The organism is Bradyrhizobium sp. S3.2.6, assembly GCF_040546885.1.
GTDB lineage: Bacteria > Pseudomonadota > Alphaproteobacteria > Rhizobiales > Xanthobacteraceae > Bradyrhizobium > Bradyrhizobium cytisi.
Genome location: NZ_JBEPOS010000009.1, coordinates 164364 through 181947 on the forward strand (window position 1 = coordinate 164364; position 17584 = coordinate 181947).

The following is a 17584-nucleotide window of genomic DNA, read 5'->3' on the forward strand; positions in this document are numbered from 1 at the left end:
CTTTCGTCGTTATGAAGCGTCGCTTACTGCAGCGAGGCGCGCTTGGGCGGGGTGGCCGGCCACGACTTGATCAGCGTGTCGTAGTCGATCGTTTCGCCCTTCGGCTTCTCGTTGGCGAGCTTGCGCTGCGGCGCGATGGTGCCGTCCTTCTGGGCCTTGGCGAACCAGAACTCGGCCGACTCCTTCTTGTGCAGCTTCGGACCGCAGGCACCCTGCACACCCGACTTCTCGATACGCTCCATGACGGAGTCTTGCGCGGCGGCAAGGGCATCCATCGCGGCTTGCGGCGTCTTCGCACCGGACGACGCATCGCCGATGTTCTGCCACCAGAGCTGCGCGAGCTTCGGATAGTCAGGCACGTTGTTGCCGGTCGGGGTCCACTGCACGCGCGCGGGCGAGCGGTAGAACTCGATCAGGCCGCCGAGCTTCGGCGCACGCTCGGTGAACGACTTGTCCCAGATGTCGGATTCACGGATGAAGGTGAGACCGACATGGCTCTTCTTCAGCGACACCGTCTTGGAGACGATGAACTGGAGGTACAGCCAGGCCGCCTTGCGGCGATCCGCCGGGGTCGACTTCAGAAGCGTGAGCGAGCCCGCGTCCTGGTAGCCGAGCTTCATGCCTTCCTTCCAGTACGAGCCGTGCGGCGACGGGGCCATACGCCACTTCGGCGTACCGTCCGCGTTCATCACGGCGATGCCCGGCTTCACCATGTCGGCGGTGAAGGCGGTGTACCAGAACATCTGCTGGGCGATGTTACCCTGCGCCGGGACCGGACCCGACTCGGAGAACGTCATGCCCTGCGCCTGCGGCGGAGCGTACTTCTTCATCCACTCCAGGTACTTCGTGATCGAGTAGACCGCAGCCGGACCGTTGGTGTCGCCGCCGCGCTCGATCGACGAGCCGACCGGACGACAACCTTCCATGCGGATGCCCCACTCGTCGACCGGCAAACCGTTCGGAATGCCCTTGTCGCCGTTACCCGCCATCGACAGCCAGGCGTCGGTGAAACGCCATCCGAGCGAAGGGTCCTTCTTGCCATAGTCCATATGGCCGTAGACCTTGACCCCGTTGATCTCCTTGATGTCGTTGGTGAAGAACTCGGCGATGTCTTCATACGCCGACCAGTTCACGGGGACGCCGAGATCGTAGCCATACTTGGCCTTGAACTTGGCCTTGTAGTCGGGGTTGGTGAACCAGTCGTAGCGGAACCAATAGAGGTTCGCGAACTGCTGGTCGGGCAGCTGGTAGAGCTTGCCGTCCGGCGCGGTGCCGAACGACTTGCCGATGAAGTCGTTGACGTCGAGCTGGGGATCGGTGACGTCCTTGCCCTCGCCGGTCATGTAGTCCGACAGCGCGATGGTCTGGCCGTAGCGGAAGTGCGTGCCGATCAGGTCGCTATCGTTGATCCAGCCGTCATAGACGTTCTTGCCGGACTGCATCTGGGTCTGAAGCTTCTCGACGACGTCACCTTCCTGGATGATGTCGTGCTTGAGCTTGATGCCGGTCAGCTCGGAGAAGGCCTTGGCGAGCGTCTGCGACTCGTATTCGTGGGTCGCAATGGTCTCCGAGACGACGTTGATCTCCATGCCCTTGAAAGGCTCGGCGGCCTTCGCGAACCACTCGAGCTCCTTCTTCTGGTCGTCCTTCGAGATGGTCGAAGGCTGGAATTCCGCGATCCACTTCTGGATGGCGGCATCGTCGGCGGCGCGAACCGGCGCCGAGGCAGCGAACGCGGTGGCGAGAATGGCCGCGGCGCTCGATACGGTCAGAAAGCTAATCTTGGTCAATGGACCTTTCCTTCTCCTAAACTGTCGCATGTTGTTCCTCCGTTGCAGCGACAAACTTTTATACAGGCCCGGGTTGACCCCGGATCTGGCCGTCCCTTCGCGAGCTTCAGACCGTGCGAAAAATGAGCACGGCCGTGGCCAGCGAAATTCCACTTGCGAGCCACAGGCTCGAAATCTCGATCCCCTCCTCGCCGATCGGCAGCGAGGCGATCGGGTCGGTGCCGACCAGGCCGATCCACGCCAGGTGGATGACGGCAGCCAAAATCAGCGAGATGAACAGGCGATCGCCGCGCGTGGTCGGAATACTGAGCACGCCGACGCGCTCGGCCTCCGGATAGACAGACGCGAGCCACGTCATCACGGCAAGCGTGCAAGCGAGCGCTGCGAAGAAGATCGCCGTCGGCAGCGTCCAGGCCATCCATGCGATGGATTCCATAAGAGCCTCCTCAGACCCGGCCAAGCGCAAAACCGCGCGCGATATAGTTGCGGACGAACCAGATCACCAGCGCGCCCGGAATGATGGTGAGCACACCGGCCGCCGCCAGCAGGCCCCAATCCATGCCGGCGGCCGACACCGTGCGCGTCATGATTGCCGCGATCGGCTTGGTCTGCACCGAGGTCAGTGTCCGCGCCAGCAGCAGCTCGACCCATGAGAACATGAAGCAGAAGAAGGCGGCGACGCCGATGCCGCTCGCGATCAGCGGCACGAGGATCCGGACGAAGAAGCGCGGGAAGGAATAGCCGTCGAGGAAGGCGGTCTCGTCGATCTCGCGCGGCACGCCGGAGACGAAGCCCTCGAGGATCCACACCGCCAACGGCACGTTGAAGATACAGTGCGCCAGCGCAACCGCCCATGGCGTATCGAACAGGCCAATCGCCGAATAGAGGTTGAAGAACGGCAGCGCATAGACCGCCGCCGGCGCCATGCGGTTCGACAGCAGCCAGAAGAACAGATGCTTGTCGCCGAGGAAGCGGTAGCGCGAGAACGCGTAGGCCGCCGGCAACGCCACCGAGATCGAGATGATGGTGTTGAGGATGACGTATTCCAGCGAATTGATATAGCCGGAATACCAGCTCTCGTCGGTGAAGATGCGCTTGTAGTGCTGCAGCGTCGGCGCGTGCGGCCACAAGGTCATCGTCGAGACGATCTCGGCGTTGGTCTTGAAGCTCATGTTGACGAGCCAGTAGATCGGCAACAGCAGGAAGATCAGGAACAGCCCCATGATGAGGCGGCGGCCGGGAATCGAGTGCATCACGCCGCTCCTTTCTGGGGTTTCCGTTCGCTGCCGGCATTGGTCATGACGGTGTAGAAGATCCAGCAGACGATCAGGATGATCAGATTGTACACAAGCGAGAGCGCAGCCGCCTTGCCGAGGTCGAACTGGCCGAGCGCGATCTTGACGAGCTCGATCGAGACGAAGGTGGTCGAGTTGCCGGGGCCGCCGCCGGTGACGACGAACGGCTCGGTGTAGATCATGAAGCTGTCCATGAAGCGCAGCAGCACGGCGATCAGCAGCACGCGGTTCATCTTCGGCAACTGGATCGCCTTGAACACGGCCCAGCGCGAGGCGCCGTCGATCTGGGCGGCCTGGTAATAGGCCTCGGGGATCGACTTCAGGCCGGCATAGCACAAGAGCGCAACGAGGCTGGTCCAATGCCAGACGTCCATGACGATGACAGTGACCCAGGCGTCGATGTCATTTGAGACGTAATTATAGTCGAGGCCTATATGGTTAAGGACATAGCCGAGCAGACCGATGTCAGGCCGGCCAAAGATCTGCCAGATCGTGCCGACCACGTTCCACGGAATCAGCAGCGGCAGCGCGAGGGTGACGAGACAGGCCGCCACTGTCCAGCCCTGGCGCGGCATCGACAGCGCGACGACGATGCCGAGCGGAACCTCGATGGCGAGGATGACCAGCGAGAAGAACAGATTGCGACCGAGCGACGCGAGGAAGCGGCCGCCGAGATCGGTCGAGGGATCGAGCAACTCCTTGAACCAGCCGACGCCGTTCCAGAAGAACTGGTTGTTGCCGAAGGTGTCCTGCATCGAATAGTTCACCACCGTCATCAACGGCAGCACCGCCGAGAAGGCGACGACCAGGAACACCGGCAGCACCAGGAACCAGGCTTTTTGGTTGATGGTCTTGTCCATCAGGCGGCTCCTTCCACCAGAAGGCTGTCGGCATAGACGTGGATGTGCGCCGGATCGAATCTCAGCCCGGCCATGCCGTCCGAACTGGTGAAACCCGCAGGCGCCCGCGCGGCGAGCTTGGCGTCGCCGAGATGCGCGCGCGCAAAGCGGATGCGGCCGAGATCGTCGATGCGCTCGATCTTGGCGGTGAGCAGGCCAGGTGTCGGCGCGACGACCTCGACGAATTCCGGACGCACACCGATCTCGATCTTGGCGTTTGCCGGCAGATTGTCGTAAGCGCGTTTGAGTGCGATGACGTGGCCGTCGATCCGCGCCTCGCGTCCCTTCACCTCGGCGGGCAGGATATTCATGCCGGGTGAGCCGATGAAATAGCCGACAAAAGTGTGGGCCGGCTTGTCGAACAGCTCGGCCGGCGTGCCGCTCTGCACCACACGGCCGTCATGCATGACGACGACGGTGTCGGCGAAGGTGAGCGCCTCGGTCTGATCGTGGGTGACGTAAATCATCGTGAGGTCGAGCTCGCGATGCAGCGCCTTCAGCTTGGAGCGGAGCTGCCATTTCAGCTCGGGATCGATCACCGTCAGCGGCTCGTCGAACAGAACGGCGGCGACGTCGGAGCGGACGAGACCGCGGCCAAGCGAAATCTTCTGCTTTGCGTCAGCGGTGAGCCGGGTCGCCTTGCGGTTCAGATAGGGCTCGAGGTCGAGCAGGCGGCCGATCTCGGCAACGCGCTTGTCGATCTCGGCCTTCGGCACGCCACGGTTCTTCAGCGGAAACGCCAGGTTCTGCCCCACCGTCATAGTGTCGTAGATCACCGGAAACTGGAACACCTGGGCGATGTTGCGCTTCTGGGTTGACAGCGGTGTGATGTCCTGGCCGTCAAACAGGATTTCCCCCCGCGACGGCGTGATGATGCCGGAGATGACGTTGAGCAGCGTGGTCTTGCCGCAGCCGGACGGGCCGAGCAGCGCATAAGCGCCGCCCTGCCGCCAGGTCATGGTCACCGGCTTCAGCGCAAAGCTTTCCTGCGGCGCATCATTGCCGCCGTAGGAATGAGCGAGATCGACGAGGTCAATGCGAGCCATGGCGCACCTCCCTCATGAGCTCGGCGCGGCGACCAGACGGTCGGCCGCGTCGAACACAAAGACATTATTGGGATCGAGCACGGCATCGATGGTCTGGCCGGGCTCGAACTCGTGCACGCCGTGCAGCACCGCAACCCAGTTCGATCCGTCGCGGGTCAAATGCACGAAACTCTCCGAACCGGTGATCTCGGTCACCGTTACCGTGGCATGGAAGGCATGGCGGTCAGTCTCGCCATTGGCGAGTGCAAGCTGGTGTGCGCGAAAGCCGACACGATAGGCCCCGTCGGCGAGCGAGGAATAAAGACCAGACGCCGGCGCGGCGATGCCGCCCGCATATTGTACCGAACCGTTCTTCTTCTCGATGCCAACGAGATTGAGCGGCGGATCGGAAAATACTTGCGCGACGCGTAGCGTCTGTGGACGTCGGTAGACGCTGGGCGTTTGGCCGATCTGGAGCGCCCGGCCCTCCCACATGCACACCGTGTTGCCGCCGAGCAGCAAGGCTTCGGTCGGTTCGGTGGTGGCATAGACGAAGATCGCGCCGGAGGCCTCGAAGATGCGTGGCAGCTCGGTGCGCAGCTCCTCGCGCAGCTTGTAGTCGAGGTTGGCGAGCGGCTCGTCGAGCAGCACGAGATCGGCGCCCTTCACCAGCGCGCGCGCCATCGCGGTGCGCTGCTGCTGGCCGCCGGAGAGCTGGAGCGGCGTTCGCTTCAGGAACGGCTCGAGCCGAAGCAGCCGGGCGGCCTCCGCCACGCGCGCCTCGATCTCCTCACGCGGCTTGCCCTGCACGCGCAAGGGCGAAGCAATGTTTTCATAGACCGTGAGCGAGGGGTAATTGATGAACTGCTGATAGACCATCGCGACCGAACGCTGGCGCACGTCGACGCCAGTGACGTCCTTGCCGTTGACCAGCAATTTGCCCGTGGTCGGCTTGTCGAGGCCGGCGAGCAGCCGCATGATCGAGGTCTTGCCCGACAGCGTCGGCCCGAGCAGCACGTTGAGCGTGCCGCTCTCCAGCGTCAGCGAGACGTCGCGGATGTGCTCGATACCGTCAACGGTCCGGGTCACGTGATCGAGTGTCACGCTCATGAGCGTCCTCCTGCTTCCAGCAGGGGACTTTGCGACACAATTTGGGTCCTGATCCAGTCGTCCAGGGCGGCAATTTCGTCGGCAGATAGCCGCAGACCAAGCTTGGAGCGGCGCCAGACGATATCCTCGGCGGTCACCGCCCATTCGTTGGTCATCAGGTAGCGAACCTCACGTTCGGTCAGAGTCGCGCCAAAGGCCTGGCCGAGATCGGCGACCGATTTGGCGTCGCCGAGCAATTTGATGGCGCGGGTGCCATAGGCGCGCGCGAGACGTCGCGCATGCTCATGGCTTAGGAAGGGATAGCCGCGCTGGAGCTCGCCGATCAGGCCCTCGACGGCCGACACATCCATGTCGCCGCCCGGCAGCGGCCATTTGCCGGTCCAGCCCTCGCGCGCTTTCGCACTGCGAAGATAGGGCGCGAGCCGTTCCAGCGCCTCTTCGGCGAGGCGGCGATAGGTCGTGATCTTGCCGCCGTAGATCGACAGCAGCGGCGAACCGCCGGGCGTGTCGAGCTCGAACACGTAATCGCGGGTCGCAGCCTTGGCCTCGCTGGCGCCATCGTCATAAAGCGGCCGCACGCCGGAATAGGTCCAGACCACATCCTCTGATGTCACCGGCTTGGCCAGATACTCGCTGGCAGCAGCGCAGAGATATTGGATCTCTTCCGCGGTGGCCTTCACCTTGGAGGGATCGCCGTCATAGTCGCGGTCGGTGGTGCCGATCAGCGTAAAATCGTCCTGATAGGGGATGACGAAGATGATGCGGCCGTCGGCGTTCTGGAACATGTAGGCGCGGTCGTGCTCGTAGAGCTTCTTGACCACGATGTGCGAACCCTGCACCAGGCGCACCTTTGCTTTCGCATTGACGCCGGCGCCGCGGCCGAGCACGTCCTCGACCCAGGGGCCGCCGGCATTGACCAGCGCGCGAGCCTGGACCTGCGAACGCGCGCCGGTCAGCGTGTCGATCATACCGACGGTCCAGACGCCGTCGGACTGCTTGATATCCGTCGCACGGGTGCGGGTGCGAATCTCTGCACCCTTGTCGGCGGCGTCGCGCGCGTTGAGCACGACGAGGCGGGCGTCATCGACGAAGCAGTCGGAATATTCGAACGCGCGACTGTAGCGATTCGGGATCAGCGGACGGCCGACCTCGTCACGCCCGAGATCGACCGAGCGGGTCGCCGGCAGCAAATGACGACCGCCGATGTGATCGTAAAGGAACAGGCCAAGGCGCAGCAGCCAGGCCGGTCGCAGGCCCGCGTGATGCGGCAAGACGAAACGCAGGGGACGGATGATGTGGGGCGCGATGCCCCAGAGAATTTCGCGCTCGATCAGCGCTTCGCGGACCAGCCGGAACTCGTAATATTCGAGATAGCGCAGGCCGCCATGCACCAGCTTGGTCGACCAGGACGATGTCCCGCTCGCCAGATCGTTCATTTCGCACAGGAAAACAGTGTTTCCGCGGCCCACGGCATCGCGCGCGATGCCGCAACCGTTAACACCGCCTCCAATGATGGCGAGGTCGAAAATACGCTCCAACAGACGCTTCCCCCGGCGACCCACTCGTTCCGTCGAGTGGCTACTTTCGTTTTTGATTAGATCACACCGAAAAACGAAAGCAAGACGAAAGACAGACGGAAAGAAGCGAAAGTGGAACTTTTTGACCGCTAGAATGGCGTAAAAATGGGCAGGCGGACGGACGGATTCAAAGGCAATCGGCGCGATTGGACGGCATGTGGACGTTCCGGAGCAAATAAGGGCGACGGCGATCTTGAATGTAGCAACATAGCTACATATACTTCGGGACACGTATGGCACCGCGCAATCAGGAGCGCTAACGATGGTGACCACCCTCACCAGCCGAGAATTCAATCAGGACACCAGCGGTGCCAAAAAGGCCGCCTCGCAAGGACCGGTCTTTATTACGGATCGCGGCCGCCCAGCCCATGTGCTGCTGACGATCGAAGATTATTTGCGTCTGAGCGGCGGACACCTGAGCCTCGCCGAGGCGCTGGCACAAGCGAACGCGGACTTTGATTTCGATCCGCCTCGCATGTTCGACGGGGTCTTCAAGCCCGCCGATCTCGACTAATGTTTCTGCTGGACACCAATGTCATTTCCGAACTCAGGCGAACGGATAAAGCCGATCGCAATGTCGTCGCCTGGGCCAATGCGGTCCCTGCGGCAAATTTCTTCATGTCTGTCATCTCGATTCTCGAGATCGAACTCGGCGCGCGTCTGATCGAGCGCAAAGACGCTACGCAAGGTGCTGTCTTGCGCTCGTGGATCGACGATCAAGTGCTGGCTCGCTTTGAGGGGCGAATCCTGGCCGTCGATACGGCCGTGGCGCAGCGCTGTGCGCAACTTCACGTTCCCAATCCGCGGGCTGAACGAGACGCTCTCATTGCAGCAACCGCGCTTGTTCACGGGTTGACGGTCGTCACACGCAATGTGGGGGATTTCGAACCCACGGGCGTGGCGCTGTTTAACCCGTGGAGCAACGCCTGAGGCGCTATCGCAGCCGCACCACAGGTGCTGCTTCCGGCGCCGCCTCCTGCGCTTCGGCCTGAGCCTCATCGATATCGCCCGCCGCCTTCGGCATCGCCGCCACCACCTCGATGCCCTTGCCGTGGCAGATGGTGGAGAGGCGCTCGGGCAGTTCCTGATCGGTGACGAAGGTCTGGATCTGGCTGATATGGGCGATGCGGACCGGCGCGCTGCGGCGAAGTTTTGTGGAATCAGCCACCAGCATGACGCTGCGGGCATTGGCGATGATGGCTTGCGCCACCTGCACCTCGCGATAGTCGAAGTCGAGCAGCGCGCCTTCCTCGTCAATCGCGGACGCACCGATGATGGCGTAATCGACCTTGAACTGGCCGATCAGCTGCGTTGCGGTCGAGCCGACCACGGCGCCGTCCGCGCGCCGCACCGTGCCGCCGGCCACCACCACCTCGATGCGGGGATGGCGGTAGAGCAGCATGGCGACATTGAGGTTGTTGGTGATGACGAGGAGATCCTCATGCGAGGTCAGCGCGCTCGCGACCTCCTCCGTGGTGGTGCCGATGTTGATGAAGAGCGAGCAGCCGTTCGGGATCAGCGAGGCGGCGGCCGCGCCGATCGCCTTCTTCTCGTCGGCGGCAACGAAGCGGCGCGCCTCGTAAGCGAGATTTTCGACGCCCGAGGCGATGATCGCGCCGCCATGGACACGGGTCAGCGAACGGCGCTCGCAGAGATCGTTGAGGTCCTTGCGGATGGTTTGCGCCGAGACTTCGAACCGGCGCGCCAGCTCGTCGACCATGACGCGGCCGGAGGCGCGGGCGATGTTGAGGATTTCGGCTTGGCGATGGGTCAATCCGGTCACGGCAACGGCCTCAAATCAGAACGATGCATGGTGCGGCGGTTCGCGCGCGCGGTCAATGCGCCCGCCGATCACGGTTAATGGATGAAGCCCTCACCACGCCATCGCAGCTGCGAGCCGCACGAGCAACTCGGGATCGTCGAAGGCGCTCGCGGAGGCAACCGCGCCTGCGCCAACAAGGTCAGCGTCGCTGAGGCTGGTCCGGATGCCGATGGTGGGAATGCCGGCGGCGGCCGCCGACTGCACGCCGGAGCGGGAATCCTCGAAGGCGATCGAGGCAGCCGCGCTGGCGCCGACGAAACGCAGCCCCTCCTGATAGGGCAGCGGATGCGGCTTGCCGTGCGGCAGCTCGTCGCCGATCACGAGCGCCTTGAAGCGCTGCGTAATGCCAAGGCCGGACAACAGCAGCTCGGCGTTGAGGCGCGGCGCGTTGGTGACGGCAACCATGGGAATGCCGGCGGCATCCGCGCGGTCGAGCAGCGCCGTCAGGCCCGGCAACGGCTCGATCTGCCCCGCGACCAGCGTGCGGAACACTTCTTCCTTTTCACCGAGGATCGCTGCGCGCCGCTCCAACGTTTCATCGGGCAGAAAACGCTCCCCGATCGACACGTTGGCGAAGCCCTGCAGCTCCCTGGAGAAGCGCGCGTGGTCGAAAACATGACCGTGAGGACCGAGCACCTGATTGAACGCCTTCAGGTGCAGTGGGTCGGTGTTGGCAAGCGTGCCGTCGATGTCGAACAGCAATGCCCTGCCGAGAGTCTCGATCATGTCCGTACCTTCCCGAATGCGACACGCATCAATGCCGAAGACGTATCAATAGAGCCTCGCGCGCGCAATGACGCATGCGCATGACGACCACGCGCCACTCGACAAAGCCGCGCGCGGCTGCAACACTCCATGCAAGATCAAAAAGGAGGAAACGATGACGATCAACCGACGCGATCTGGCTCTCTCGACTCTCGCCGTCTCCGCGCTTGCGCTCTCGACACCGGCGCTCGCTGCTTCAGCGGACGAAGAAGCCGTGGCGAAGCAGGTCGAGGCCTTCCGCCTCGCCCAGATCGCGGCCGACCCGAAGGCGCTCGGCGCACTGTGCTGGGACGATCTCAGCTACAGCCATTCCAGCGGCAAGGTCGAGGACAAGGCGACCTTCATCACCAATGCCACCGACGGCAAATCGAAGTTTCTCTCGATCGCCTATCAGGACCCGACCATCAAGGTCGTCGGCCCGGCCGCGATCGTGCGCTTCCACTGGGTCGCGGAGCAGGAGATGGCGGCCGATGGGAAAAAAGTGCCGACCAACCTTCACATCCTGATGAACTGGCAAAAGCAGGGCGACGAGTGGAAACTCTTGTCGCGCGCAGCGACGAAGTTGTGACCAATGCGGTCATTCCGGGACGCGCCGAAGGGCGCGGGCCCGGAATCCATCGAGCGACGTATTCTCAGCCGAAATGGATTCCGGGCTCGCGCTTTGCGCGACCCGGAATGACAGAGGTTACGCCGCCTCCTCCACATCGCCGCTAACCAGCTTGCGCGCGGCGCGTTCGGCTTCGCGCGCATTGCGGAATATCTGGCCTTCGAGGCGATTGAACGGGTGAGACGAGGCGAAGAAGCAATAACCTCCGTCGCCGCGGACGACGATGCCCGCGGTCTGAGAGTTAACTTCGATGATGTAGCTGTCCGGCATGGCCCGTAGATTCCTCAGTGCGGGCAAATAACGACGGTTTTGCCCAAAGGTTCCCAAGGGCAAATCGGCCGTTTCCACCCCGAATCGACGCGCTTTTGAGTACGCCGGAACCTCATCCGTTTTATGACTGGTTGTTGGCAATGCCGCGGCATGCTCACTCACCAGCGCCGCGTTTCACGGTGCTGTTTCGTGAGATGGGACAAGGCGCCGCGCGAAATTACGTCGCGATCGGCGGATCATCCCACTGAATCGCTTGCGGATGGCCGTTATCGTCGATCGAGACGTAGGTGAAATTGCCATCGGTCACGAGGATCGGCTGCAACTCGCGCCGCCGCAGCGCCCAGGCTTCGAGATGGACGGTGAGCGAGGTGCGACCGACACGCACGAGATTGGCGTAGACCGAGACGAGATCGCCGACATAGACCGCCTTGCGAAAATTCATCGCGTCGATCGCGACCGTGACGGTACGCGACTTGGCGGCCTTCGAGGCAAACACGCCGCCGCCGACGTCCATCTGGCTGAGCAGCCAGCCCCCGAAGATGTCACCATTGGCATTGGTGTCAGCGGGCATCGCCAGCGTGCGGATGCAGAGATCGCCGCTCGGCGCGGTAGTCCCCTGTTCGCTCATGCTTCTCTCGCGTGACATCTGCTCACTTGAAATTGTCCCAGCCCGGGTCGGGCGCGAAGCGTTCGCCGAATCGTTCGGCCAACGCGCGCATGGTGGATACGACATTCTCCACGCCGCGTGCACGCGCATAGTTCAGCGGCCCGCCGCGGAACGGCGCATAACCCGTGCCGAAGATCATGGCGCCGTCGACCACATCGGGATCGTCGACGATGCCTTCGCGCAGGCACGCGACGCAGACGTTGGACATCGGCAGCACCAGGCGGTCGATCATCTGGTCGGTGACGCGCGGACCGGTCTCGGGCAATGGCGTCTTCTCCGCCTTGCCGTCCTTCCAGGTATAAAACCCCTTGCCGGTCTTGCGGCCGAGTTCGCCCTTAGCAACCTTCTCGCGCAGCCAGGCCGGCGTCGGCGGCAGGAGATCGCCGAACCTGGTGCGCAGCATGTCGCCGACGTCGAGACAGATGTCGAGGCCAACCTGGTCGGCCAGCTCGATCGGCCCCATCGGCATGCCGAACTGTTCCGCGGCAGCATCGATCAGGCGCTGGTCGATCTTCTCGTCCAGCATCACCATCGCTTCCAGCATGTAGGGCGTCAGCGCGCGGTTGACGAGGAAGCCCGGCGAGCTCTTCACCGACAGCGGCAGCCGGTCGATCGCGCCGACGAAGGCGAGCGCTTCTTTCAGGACTTCCGCGTCGTTGCCGTCATGGCTGACGACCTCGACGAGCTGCAGCCGCGACACCGGATTGAAGAAATGCAGGCCGACGAGCCGCTCCGGCCGCGACAACGTGGTGCGCAGATCCTGAAGCGGAATGCTCGAGGTGTTGGTGGCGAGAATCGCGCCCGGCTTCATCTTCGGCTCGAGGCCGGCATAGACCTTCTGCTTGAGCTCGAGCTTTTCCGGCACCGCCTCGATGACGAGGTCCGCATTGCGGACGCCCTCGCCGTCCATGTCCGGGATCAGGCGATCGAGCGCGTCGCGGACCTCGGTCGGCTTGCGGATGATCTTGCCGTAGAGCTCGGCAGCGCGCTTGACCGCACCTGCGATCGGCTCAGCCTTCATGTCGGCGAGCGAGACGCGAAGCCCCTGCCCCGCGCACCAGGCCGCGATATCGCCGCCCATGGCGCCGGCGCCGATGACATGGACGTGCTTGACCGTGTTGCCGCTGCCCGCCGCCTTCTTCATCTGCTCGCGCAGGAAGAACACGCGTATCAAATTCTGCGCGGTCGGCGTCACCATCAGCTTGGCGAACGAGGCCTGCTCCGCCCTCAGCATCGCGGACTTGCTGCCGCCATGGGTCTCCCAGAGATCGATCAGCGCATAGGGCGCCGGATAATGCTCGCGGGGCGCGGCCTTCGCCGCCTCGCGACGCATACGCTTTGCCAGCAGCCCACGCGCCGGTCCGAAATTGGCAGCCCGCGCAAGGAGGTTCGGACGCGCCTTCTTCAGCCGGCCAAACAGCGCGTCCTTCACCGCGTTATGGACGTGGCGCTCCTGCGTCACGGCGTCGACGAGACCGAGCGCTTTGGCGCGGCGCGCATCGATGGTGCGGCCGGTCAGCATCAGCGCCATCGACTGCGTTGGATTGACCAGCGCGGTGAAGCGCGCGGTGCCGCCGAGGCCGGGATGCAGGCCCAGCATCACCTCCGGGAAGCCGAAGCGCGCGCCGTCGATGGCGATGCGCGACTGGCAGGCCAGCGCGACCTCGAGCCCACCGCCGAGGCAGAAGCCGTGGATGACCGCGACCGTCGGCAACTTCAGCGCCTCTAGATGATCGACCACCGCATGCGCGGCGTGGATGCGGGTCTCGACCATCGCGGAATCGCTTGCGCCACGGAATTCGTTGACGTCGGCGCCCGCGATGAAGCCCGACGGTTTTGCCGAGCGGATCACGAGACCGGCGGGACGTTCGGTCTCGATCGCGGCGAGCACGGCGTCGAACTCTTCCATCACCTCGGCGGACAGCGTGTTGGCGCTGGCATCAGCGCGATCGAACAGCAGCCAGGCAACGCCGTCGGCGTCGCGCGTCAGCTTGAAGTTCTTGTACGGACTATCAGCCGCGGGCTGAGGTCCGAGCGTCAGCACGCGGTCGCCGAGCGCGGTCATGATCTTCGAATCCATGGTCACACCGCCTCGATCAGCATGGCACCGCCGAGCCCGCCGCCGATGCATTCGGTGGCAATCCCGCGTCGCGTTCCCAGCCGCTTCATGGCGTTGACGAGGTGCAGCACGATGCGGTTGCCAGAGGTGCCGACGGGATGGCCGAGCGAGATCGCGCCGCCATCGACGTTGAGCTTCTCACGATCGATCTCTCCGGCGGCACCGTCGAGGCCCAAAATCTCGCGGCAGAATTTGTCGTCGTTCCAGGCGGCGAGACAGCCGAGCACCTGCGTTGCGAAGGCCTCGTTCAATTCCCAGGTCTCGACGTCCTGGATTGTGAGGTTGTTGCGCTGGAGCAGCGGCGTCGCCGACATCACGGGGCCGAGCCCCATGATGCTCGGATCAAGCGCGGCCCAGTTGCTATCGACGATCGCAGCCTTCGGCCTCAGTCCGTGCTTTGCGACGGCCGCGTCGGAGGCGAGGATCACCCACGAGGCGCCATCGGTGATCTGCGAGGAATTGCCCGCGGTGACCTGGCCCCAGGGACGTTCGAACACCGGCCTGAGTTTTGCCAGCGTCTCGGCTGTCGAGTCCGGACGCACGCCGTCATCATGGTCGAAGAATTTTCCGTCGCGGGAGAAGGCGGTCTCGACCTCGCCCTTCAGAAAGCCTTCGGCCTGCGCGTGTGCAAGGCGTCGATGGCTCTCGGCCGCATAGGCATCCGACTGTGCGCGGGTGATGCCGAAGAGATGGCCGACGACCTCGGCGGTCTGGCCCATGTTCAATTCGGTGATGGGATCGGTCAGCCCACGCTCGAGGCCGATGATCGGCTTGAGATAGCGCGGACGCAGCTTGAAGGCAGCGGCGGCCTTCGCGGCAATGCCTTTCGCCGTGGCAAGACCGGCAAACCATCGCACGCCGGAGTTCGGCCAGACCAGCGGCGCGTGGCTCAGCGCCTCGGTGCCGCCCGCCAAAATCATGTCGGCGTGGCCCTCGCGGATGTAGCGGTAGGCGGTGTCGATCGACTGCATGCCGGAGCCGCAATTGATCTGCATGGTGAAGGCGACCATGTCCTCACCCATGCCGAGCCGAAGTGCTGCGACACGAGCCGGGTTCATCTCGTCCGCGATCACGTTGACGCAGCCGAGGATGACCTGGTCGAAAGTCGTGGGCGAGAACGGCTGGCGCGCCAGCAGCGGCCGGCCGCATTGCACGGCAAGATCGACCGGCGTGAACGGCCCCGGCCCCGATCGCGCCTTCAGAAACGGCGTCCGGCTGCCGTCGACGATGAATACCGGTCGTGCCATCAGCTCGCCGCCCTCTGTTTGACTTCTTACTACCCGAAATAGAGATGGCGCGTAATCCGTGCCATGTCACTAAGCGATACCGCGTGCCAGTTGTCGCCGAGCTTTTCCTTCGATCTCTCATAGACGTGGTACGGCTCGAGCTCGTCGCGCGACCACAAGATTACGCGCCTTCGGTAATCTGTGTTCAGTGTTTTCGCCAAGGCGATCTCGTCCGGAGAAAATGTACCCGTCTTGGATAGCAAAATATATGCGCTCGCAATTTCGCGAGGCACAGCGTCAGCCAATTTACAAAGCTTCCGGATGTCTTGCTGGTCAATAGCTCCCTCAGTCTTAGCCTCACCAAATACGACTTGAACCGGAGCTTCTTCGATTCCTAGGTTACCAGCAACAACGACTACGAAATCCGCTTCGCAAACCTCGATCTCAGCACCTTTTGGCCGGAAGTTGATGCCGGTAGAGTACATCAACGCACCTTCGTGAAGGGCTGTTGCGAGTTGCTGCAAAGTCACGGCAACGGGCACGCCTCCGAGTTGATCGTCGTTACGGCCAAAGATCCCGGAGCGCCGATATCGCCAGTCTCGGTCCCTAAGTTGCGGCGTCACATCGTAGCCATGGTCGCAATAAGGGCAGAGTGAAATGGTCTTGACCTCGTCCAAGTGAGTCCAGTGTGAAAGCCGACAATTCGGGCAGACAAACTCCAGACCGGCTCGGAACACGCGGCGCATCAACAGATATCGCAGCACGTCATCGGGACTCATATCGGCTTTTTCTCGATAAGCGATGTGCAGACGGTTGAATGCGTCAAATCCGACCGCACCCGTTCCTGGATCGACGTCACGAATACTTTCTATTGCCCCACTCCGTGTAAACGATTGATCGACGCCGAACTTCCGGAGAAGATTACGAACGCCACGAATTTTGAGGACCCGACAATCCTGTACACCCCCAAGCTGTGCGATCAAACGCGAAGCATGCAAACCTGCCTCTGAACGCTCTATCTCAACACCGCAGAGGGTAAAGAAAGATTTCATCCAGTCGAATACATGAAAGGCACTAATTCGAAGCTGCTGGGTTGAAACAGAGGTTATAAAGGCCACGGCGCCGCCGTCGAGACGGCCTAGTTGTGACCGAGCCGCGTCGTACTCAAAATGAAAATTCCGACCGTAAAATTCGTTAAGACGCGAGATGAATGGCGTCTCAAATGTCAACTCGGCATCCGGCCCGCCGTAGCGAGTTGCATCGACAACTACCGCATATTTTTGACGCAACGAATGAACGTCACCATCGTCGAATGGACGACCAGGCAGTGCAAAGGACGCATCCGACTTGCCGTCGCCCTCGAAGTAGGCCGGCACCACATCTCGATGAAGTAATGAAAAGCGCGGTCTATGCGGCCGAATATTCATCCCATTCCACAACATCGAGTTGCGACCGTCACTGACGACGACCTCTACCTCTTCGAGGTCCAAATCCGGTTTCCAGCTGTCGTCGCGCGGGATTTCCTTGCGAGTCCAAAGGGCGACGTGAAGCTCGCTCTCGAGAGTCGGCTTGCGAAACCTCTCAAGAAAAGCATTTGCATATGCTTTCAGACGCAGACCATGGTTCTGATCGTAGAAGATCATCGGCGCGCCTGCAGCCCGTAGGTTCCAGAACATTGCCAGCGCGTCGAAGTCTTCGACCGAGCCCAGCACGATGCCGGGAGCGAGCCATCCGGCTCGATTCCTTGAATGCGTAGTATCGTAGCCCGTTAAGGCAAGAGGCGAAATTTTTTCTAACAGTGTAGACGGTAATTCTTGATCCGGATTGATTTGGTTGTCCGGCGCACCGAATACATTCTGTATAGCCGCTCTGTAGTCGGGAATGTCTGCGTTTGGAGTAGGATATTTACCAAGCTGTGTGGCGAAGAACACACTAAGTGGATCGTTCACATCCCATGATGGGAAGCAGATGTTCTTTTCAATCTCCCTATCTCGCTGCTTCGTGAGGCGCCTTAGCACATGACGGATATCGGCAAATTCGCAGTCACGCTGACTAAAGATAGAGTCGCTCCAGCGATGATGCTCTAGATGGGGAAAGCGATCGATGAAGCCTTTATTTCGCTCATCAGGGCAAACGGGTAGCAATACGTCAACGGCGAAGCACGACACCAGACGATTGGCCAGCTCTGCGTCGTAAGCCGGAATTACGCAGTTGAAGCGACCGCCCCAAAGGCAAGCGTTCAAGCTCGCCATTTCGCCCAACACAGAGATGTCGGGCTCAGAGACGACCCAACCAATGCGGACAGGCCTATAGTCGAGCCAAATGCGAGGCGGACTGTTCATCGCACAGCACTTCTCGGCACGGCAAGATCGACCGGCGTGAACGGGCCGGGCCCCGAGCGCGCCTTTAAAA

Annotated in this window: 17 protein-coding genes; 3 read left to right on the forward strand and 14 right to left on the reverse strand. The window is 62.3% G+C overall.

Annotated elements, in window-relative coordinates:
• Window positions 1–23: 23 nt before the first annotated feature.
• The 7 genes from ABID58_RS18460 to glpD all read right to left on the reverse strand — a co-directional run bounded on the left by ABID58_RS18460 (window position 24) and on the right by glpD (window position 7657).
• Complete coding sequence (locus tag ABID58_RS18460; RefSeq protein WP_354033738.1) at window positions 24–1820, reverse strand: ABC transporter substrate-binding protein; 1797 nt, start codon at window positions 1818–1820, stop codon at window positions 24–26.
• Between the two features lie 76 nt (window positions 1821–1896).
• Window positions 1897–2226: a DUF2160 domain-containing protein gene (locus tag ABID58_RS18465; RefSeq protein ID WP_354033740.1), complete on the reverse strand. Its 330-nt coding sequence runs from the start codon at window positions 2224–2226 to the stop codon at window positions 1897–1899.
• A 10-nt stretch (window positions 2227–2236) separates the two neighbouring features.
• Complete coding sequence (locus ABID58_RS18470) at window positions 2237–3043, reverse strand: carbohydrate ABC transporter permease (protein WP_212297498.1); 807 nt, start codon at window positions 3041–3043, stop codon at window positions 2237–2239.
• Window positions 3043–3945 (reverse strand): carbohydrate ABC transporter permease, encoded by a 903-nt coding sequence (locus ABID58_RS18475; protein WP_354033742.1) that lies wholly within the window; start codon window positions 3943–3945, stop codon window positions 3043–3045. Before ABID58_RS18475 ends, ABID58_RS18470 begins: the two co-directional genes overlap by 1 nt.
• Window positions 3945–5030 (reverse strand): ABC transporter ATP-binding protein, encoded by a 1086-nt coding sequence (locus ABID58_RS18480; RefSeq protein ID WP_354033744.1) that lies wholly within the window; start codon window positions 5028–5030, stop codon window positions 3945–3947. Before ABID58_RS18480 ends, ABID58_RS18475 begins: the two co-directional genes overlap by 1 nt.
• Before the next feature lie 12 nt (window positions 5031–5042).
• Entirely contained in the window at window positions 5043–6119 is a 1077-nt protein-coding gene (locus ABID58_RS18485; RefSeq protein WP_354033746.1) for an ABC transporter ATP-binding protein, read from the reverse strand.
• The gene (gene glpD / locus ABID58_RS18490; RefSeq protein WP_354033747.1) at window positions 6116–7657 is read right to left on the reverse strand and encodes a glycerol-3-phosphate dehydrogenase; all 1542 of its coding nucleotides are present in this window, start codon (window positions 7655–7657) and stop codon (window positions 6116–6118) included. Before glpD ends, ABID58_RS18485 begins: the two co-directional genes overlap by 4 nt.
• A gap of 301 nt (window positions 7658–7958) precedes the next feature.
• On the opposite strand from glpD, the gene ABID58_RS18495 reads away from it, so the two are divergent.
• Together ABID58_RS18495 and ABID58_RS18500 are read left to right on the forward strand one after the other, a co-directional pair.
• A complete protein-coding gene (locus ABID58_RS18495) occupies window positions 7959–8210 on the forward strand; it encodes a type II toxin-antitoxin system Phd/YefM family antitoxin (protein WP_354033749.1) in 252 nt (83 codons plus the stop codon).
• A complete protein-coding gene (locus ABID58_RS18500) occupies window positions 8210–8626 on the forward strand; it encodes a type II toxin-antitoxin system VapC family toxin (RefSeq protein ID WP_354033750.1) in 417 nt (138 codons plus the stop codon). The genes ABID58_RS18495 and ABID58_RS18500 overlap by 1 nt, the downstream gene beginning before the upstream one ends.
• A 4-nt stretch (window positions 8627–8630) precedes the next feature.
• On the opposite strand, the gene ABID58_RS18505 is transcribed toward ABID58_RS18500, so the two are convergent.
• Both ABID58_RS18505 and ABID58_RS18510 read right to left on the reverse strand, forming a co-directional pair.
• Window positions 8631–9479, reverse strand: coding sequence for a DeoR/GlpR family DNA-binding transcription regulator (locus tag ABID58_RS18505; RefSeq protein WP_148755586.1), 849 nt, complete (start codon window positions 9477–9479; stop codon window positions 8631–8633).
• A 90-nt stretch (window positions 9480–9569) separates the two neighbouring features.
• Complete coding sequence (locus ABID58_RS18510; protein ID WP_354033751.1) at window positions 9570–10244, reverse strand: HAD family hydrolase; 675 nt, start codon at window positions 10242–10244, stop codon at window positions 9570–9572.
• 154 nt (window positions 10245–10398) lie between these two features.
• Here ABID58_RS18510 and ABID58_RS18515 point away from each other — a divergent pair, with 154 nt between their 5' ends.
• Window positions 10399–10851 (forward strand): nuclear transport factor 2 family protein, encoded by a 453-nt coding sequence (locus tag ABID58_RS18515; protein ID WP_148755584.1) that lies wholly within the window; start codon window positions 10399–10401, stop codon window positions 10849–10851.
• Window positions 10852–10968: 117 nt separating this feature from the next.
• On the opposite strand, the gene ABID58_RS18520 is transcribed toward ABID58_RS18515, so the two are convergent.
• The 5 genes from ABID58_RS18520 to ABID58_RS18540 all read right to left on the reverse strand — a co-directional run bounded on the left by ABID58_RS18520 (window position 10969) and on the right by ABID58_RS18540 (window position 17514).
• Entirely contained in the window at window positions 10969–11160 is a 192-nt protein-coding gene (locus ABID58_RS18520; RefSeq protein ID WP_148755583.1) for a hypothetical protein, read from the reverse strand.
• A gap of 217 nt (window positions 11161–11377) precedes the next feature.
• On the reverse strand, window positions 11378–11788 hold the full coding sequence (locus ABID58_RS18525) for an acyl-CoA thioesterase (RefSeq protein WP_354033752.1): 411 nt from the start codon (window positions 11786–11788) through the stop codon (window positions 11378–11380).
• 22 nt (window positions 11789–11810) lie between these two features.
• Window positions 11811–13907 carry a 3-hydroxyacyl-CoA dehydrogenase NAD-binding domain-containing protein gene (locus ABID58_RS18530; protein WP_354033753.1) on the reverse strand — a complete coding sequence of 699 codons (2097 nt, stop codon included), beginning with the start codon at window positions 13905–13907 and terminating at the stop codon, window positions 11811–11813.
• 2 nt (window positions 13908–13909) lie between these two features.
• Window positions 13910–15193 carry an acetyl-CoA C-acetyltransferase gene (locus ABID58_RS18535; protein WP_354033755.1) on the reverse strand — a complete coding sequence of 428 codons (1284 nt, stop codon included), beginning with the start codon at window positions 15191–15193 and terminating at the stop codon, window positions 13910–13912.
• 29 nt (window positions 15194–15222) lie between these two features.
• On the reverse strand, window positions 15223–17514 hold the full coding sequence (locus ABID58_RS18540) for a hypothetical protein (RefSeq protein WP_354033756.1): 2292 nt from the start codon (window positions 17512–17514) through the stop codon (window positions 15223–15225).
• Window positions 17515–17584: the final 70 nt, after the last annotated feature.

What these genes read in the sequence shown, in the direction of transcription:
- ABID58_RS18510 (WP_354033751.1), bottom strand. Translation starts at nt 10,244, where the DNA reads ATGATCGAGACTCTCGGCAGGGCATTGCTGTTCGACATCGACGGCACG.
- ABID58_RS18515 (WP_148755584.1), top strand. Translation starts at nt 10,399, where the DNA reads ATGACGATCAACCGACGCGATCTGGCTCTCTCGACTCTCGCCGTCTCC.
- ABID58_RS18480 (WP_354033744.1), bottom strand. Translation starts at nt 5,030, where the DNA reads ATGGCTCGCATTGACCTCGTCGATCTCGCTCATTCCTACGGCGGCAAT.
- ABID58_RS18475 (WP_354033742.1), bottom strand. Translation starts at nt 3,945, where the DNA reads ATGGACAAGACCATCAACCAAAAAGCCTGGTTCCTGGTGCTGCCGGTG.
- ABID58_RS18525 (WP_354033752.1), bottom strand. Translation starts at nt 11,788, where the DNA reads ATGAGCGAACAGGGGACTACCGCGCCGAGCGGCGATCTCTGCATCCGC.
- ABID58_RS18530 (WP_354033753.1), bottom strand. Translation starts at nt 13,907, where the DNA reads ATGGATTCGAAGATCATGACCGCGCTCGGCGACCGCGTGCTGACGCTC.
- ABID58_RS18500 (WP_354033750.1), top strand. Translation starts at nt 8,210, where the DNA reads ATGTTTCTGCTGGACACCAATGTCATTTCCGAACTCAGGCGAACGGAT.
- ABID58_RS18465 (WP_354033740.1), bottom strand. Translation starts at nt 2,226, where the DNA reads ATGGAATCCATCGCATGGATGGCCTGGACGCTGCCGACGGCGATCTTC.
- ABID58_RS18470 (WP_212297498.1), bottom strand. Translation starts at nt 3,043, where the DNA reads ATGCACTCGATTCCCGGCCGCCGCCTCATCATGGGGCTGTTCCTGATC.
- ABID58_RS18520 (WP_148755583.1), bottom strand. Translation starts at nt 11,160, where the DNA reads ATGCCGGACAGCTACATCATCGAAGTTAACTCTCAGACCGCGGGCATC.
- ABID58_RS18495 (WP_354033749.1), top strand. Translation starts at nt 7,959, where the DNA reads ATGGTGACCACCCTCACCAGCCGAGAATTCAATCAGGACACCAGCGGT.
- ABID58_RS18485 (WP_354033746.1), bottom strand. Translation starts at nt 6,119, where the DNA reads ATGAGCGTGACACTCGATCACGTGACCCGGACCGTTGACGGTATCGAG.
- ABID58_RS18535 (WP_354033755.1), bottom strand. Translation starts at nt 15,193, where the DNA reads ATGGCACGACCGGTATTCATCGTCGACGGCAGCCGGACGCCGTTTCTG.
- ABID58_RS18540 (WP_354033756.1), bottom strand. Translation starts at nt 17,514, where the DNA reads ATGAACAGTCCGCCTCGCATTTGGCTCGACTATAGGCCTGTCCGCATT.
- ABID58_RS18460 (WP_354033738.1), bottom strand. Translation starts at nt 1,820, where the DNA reads ATGCGACAGTTTAGGAGAAGGAAAGGTCCATTGACCAAGATTAGCTTT.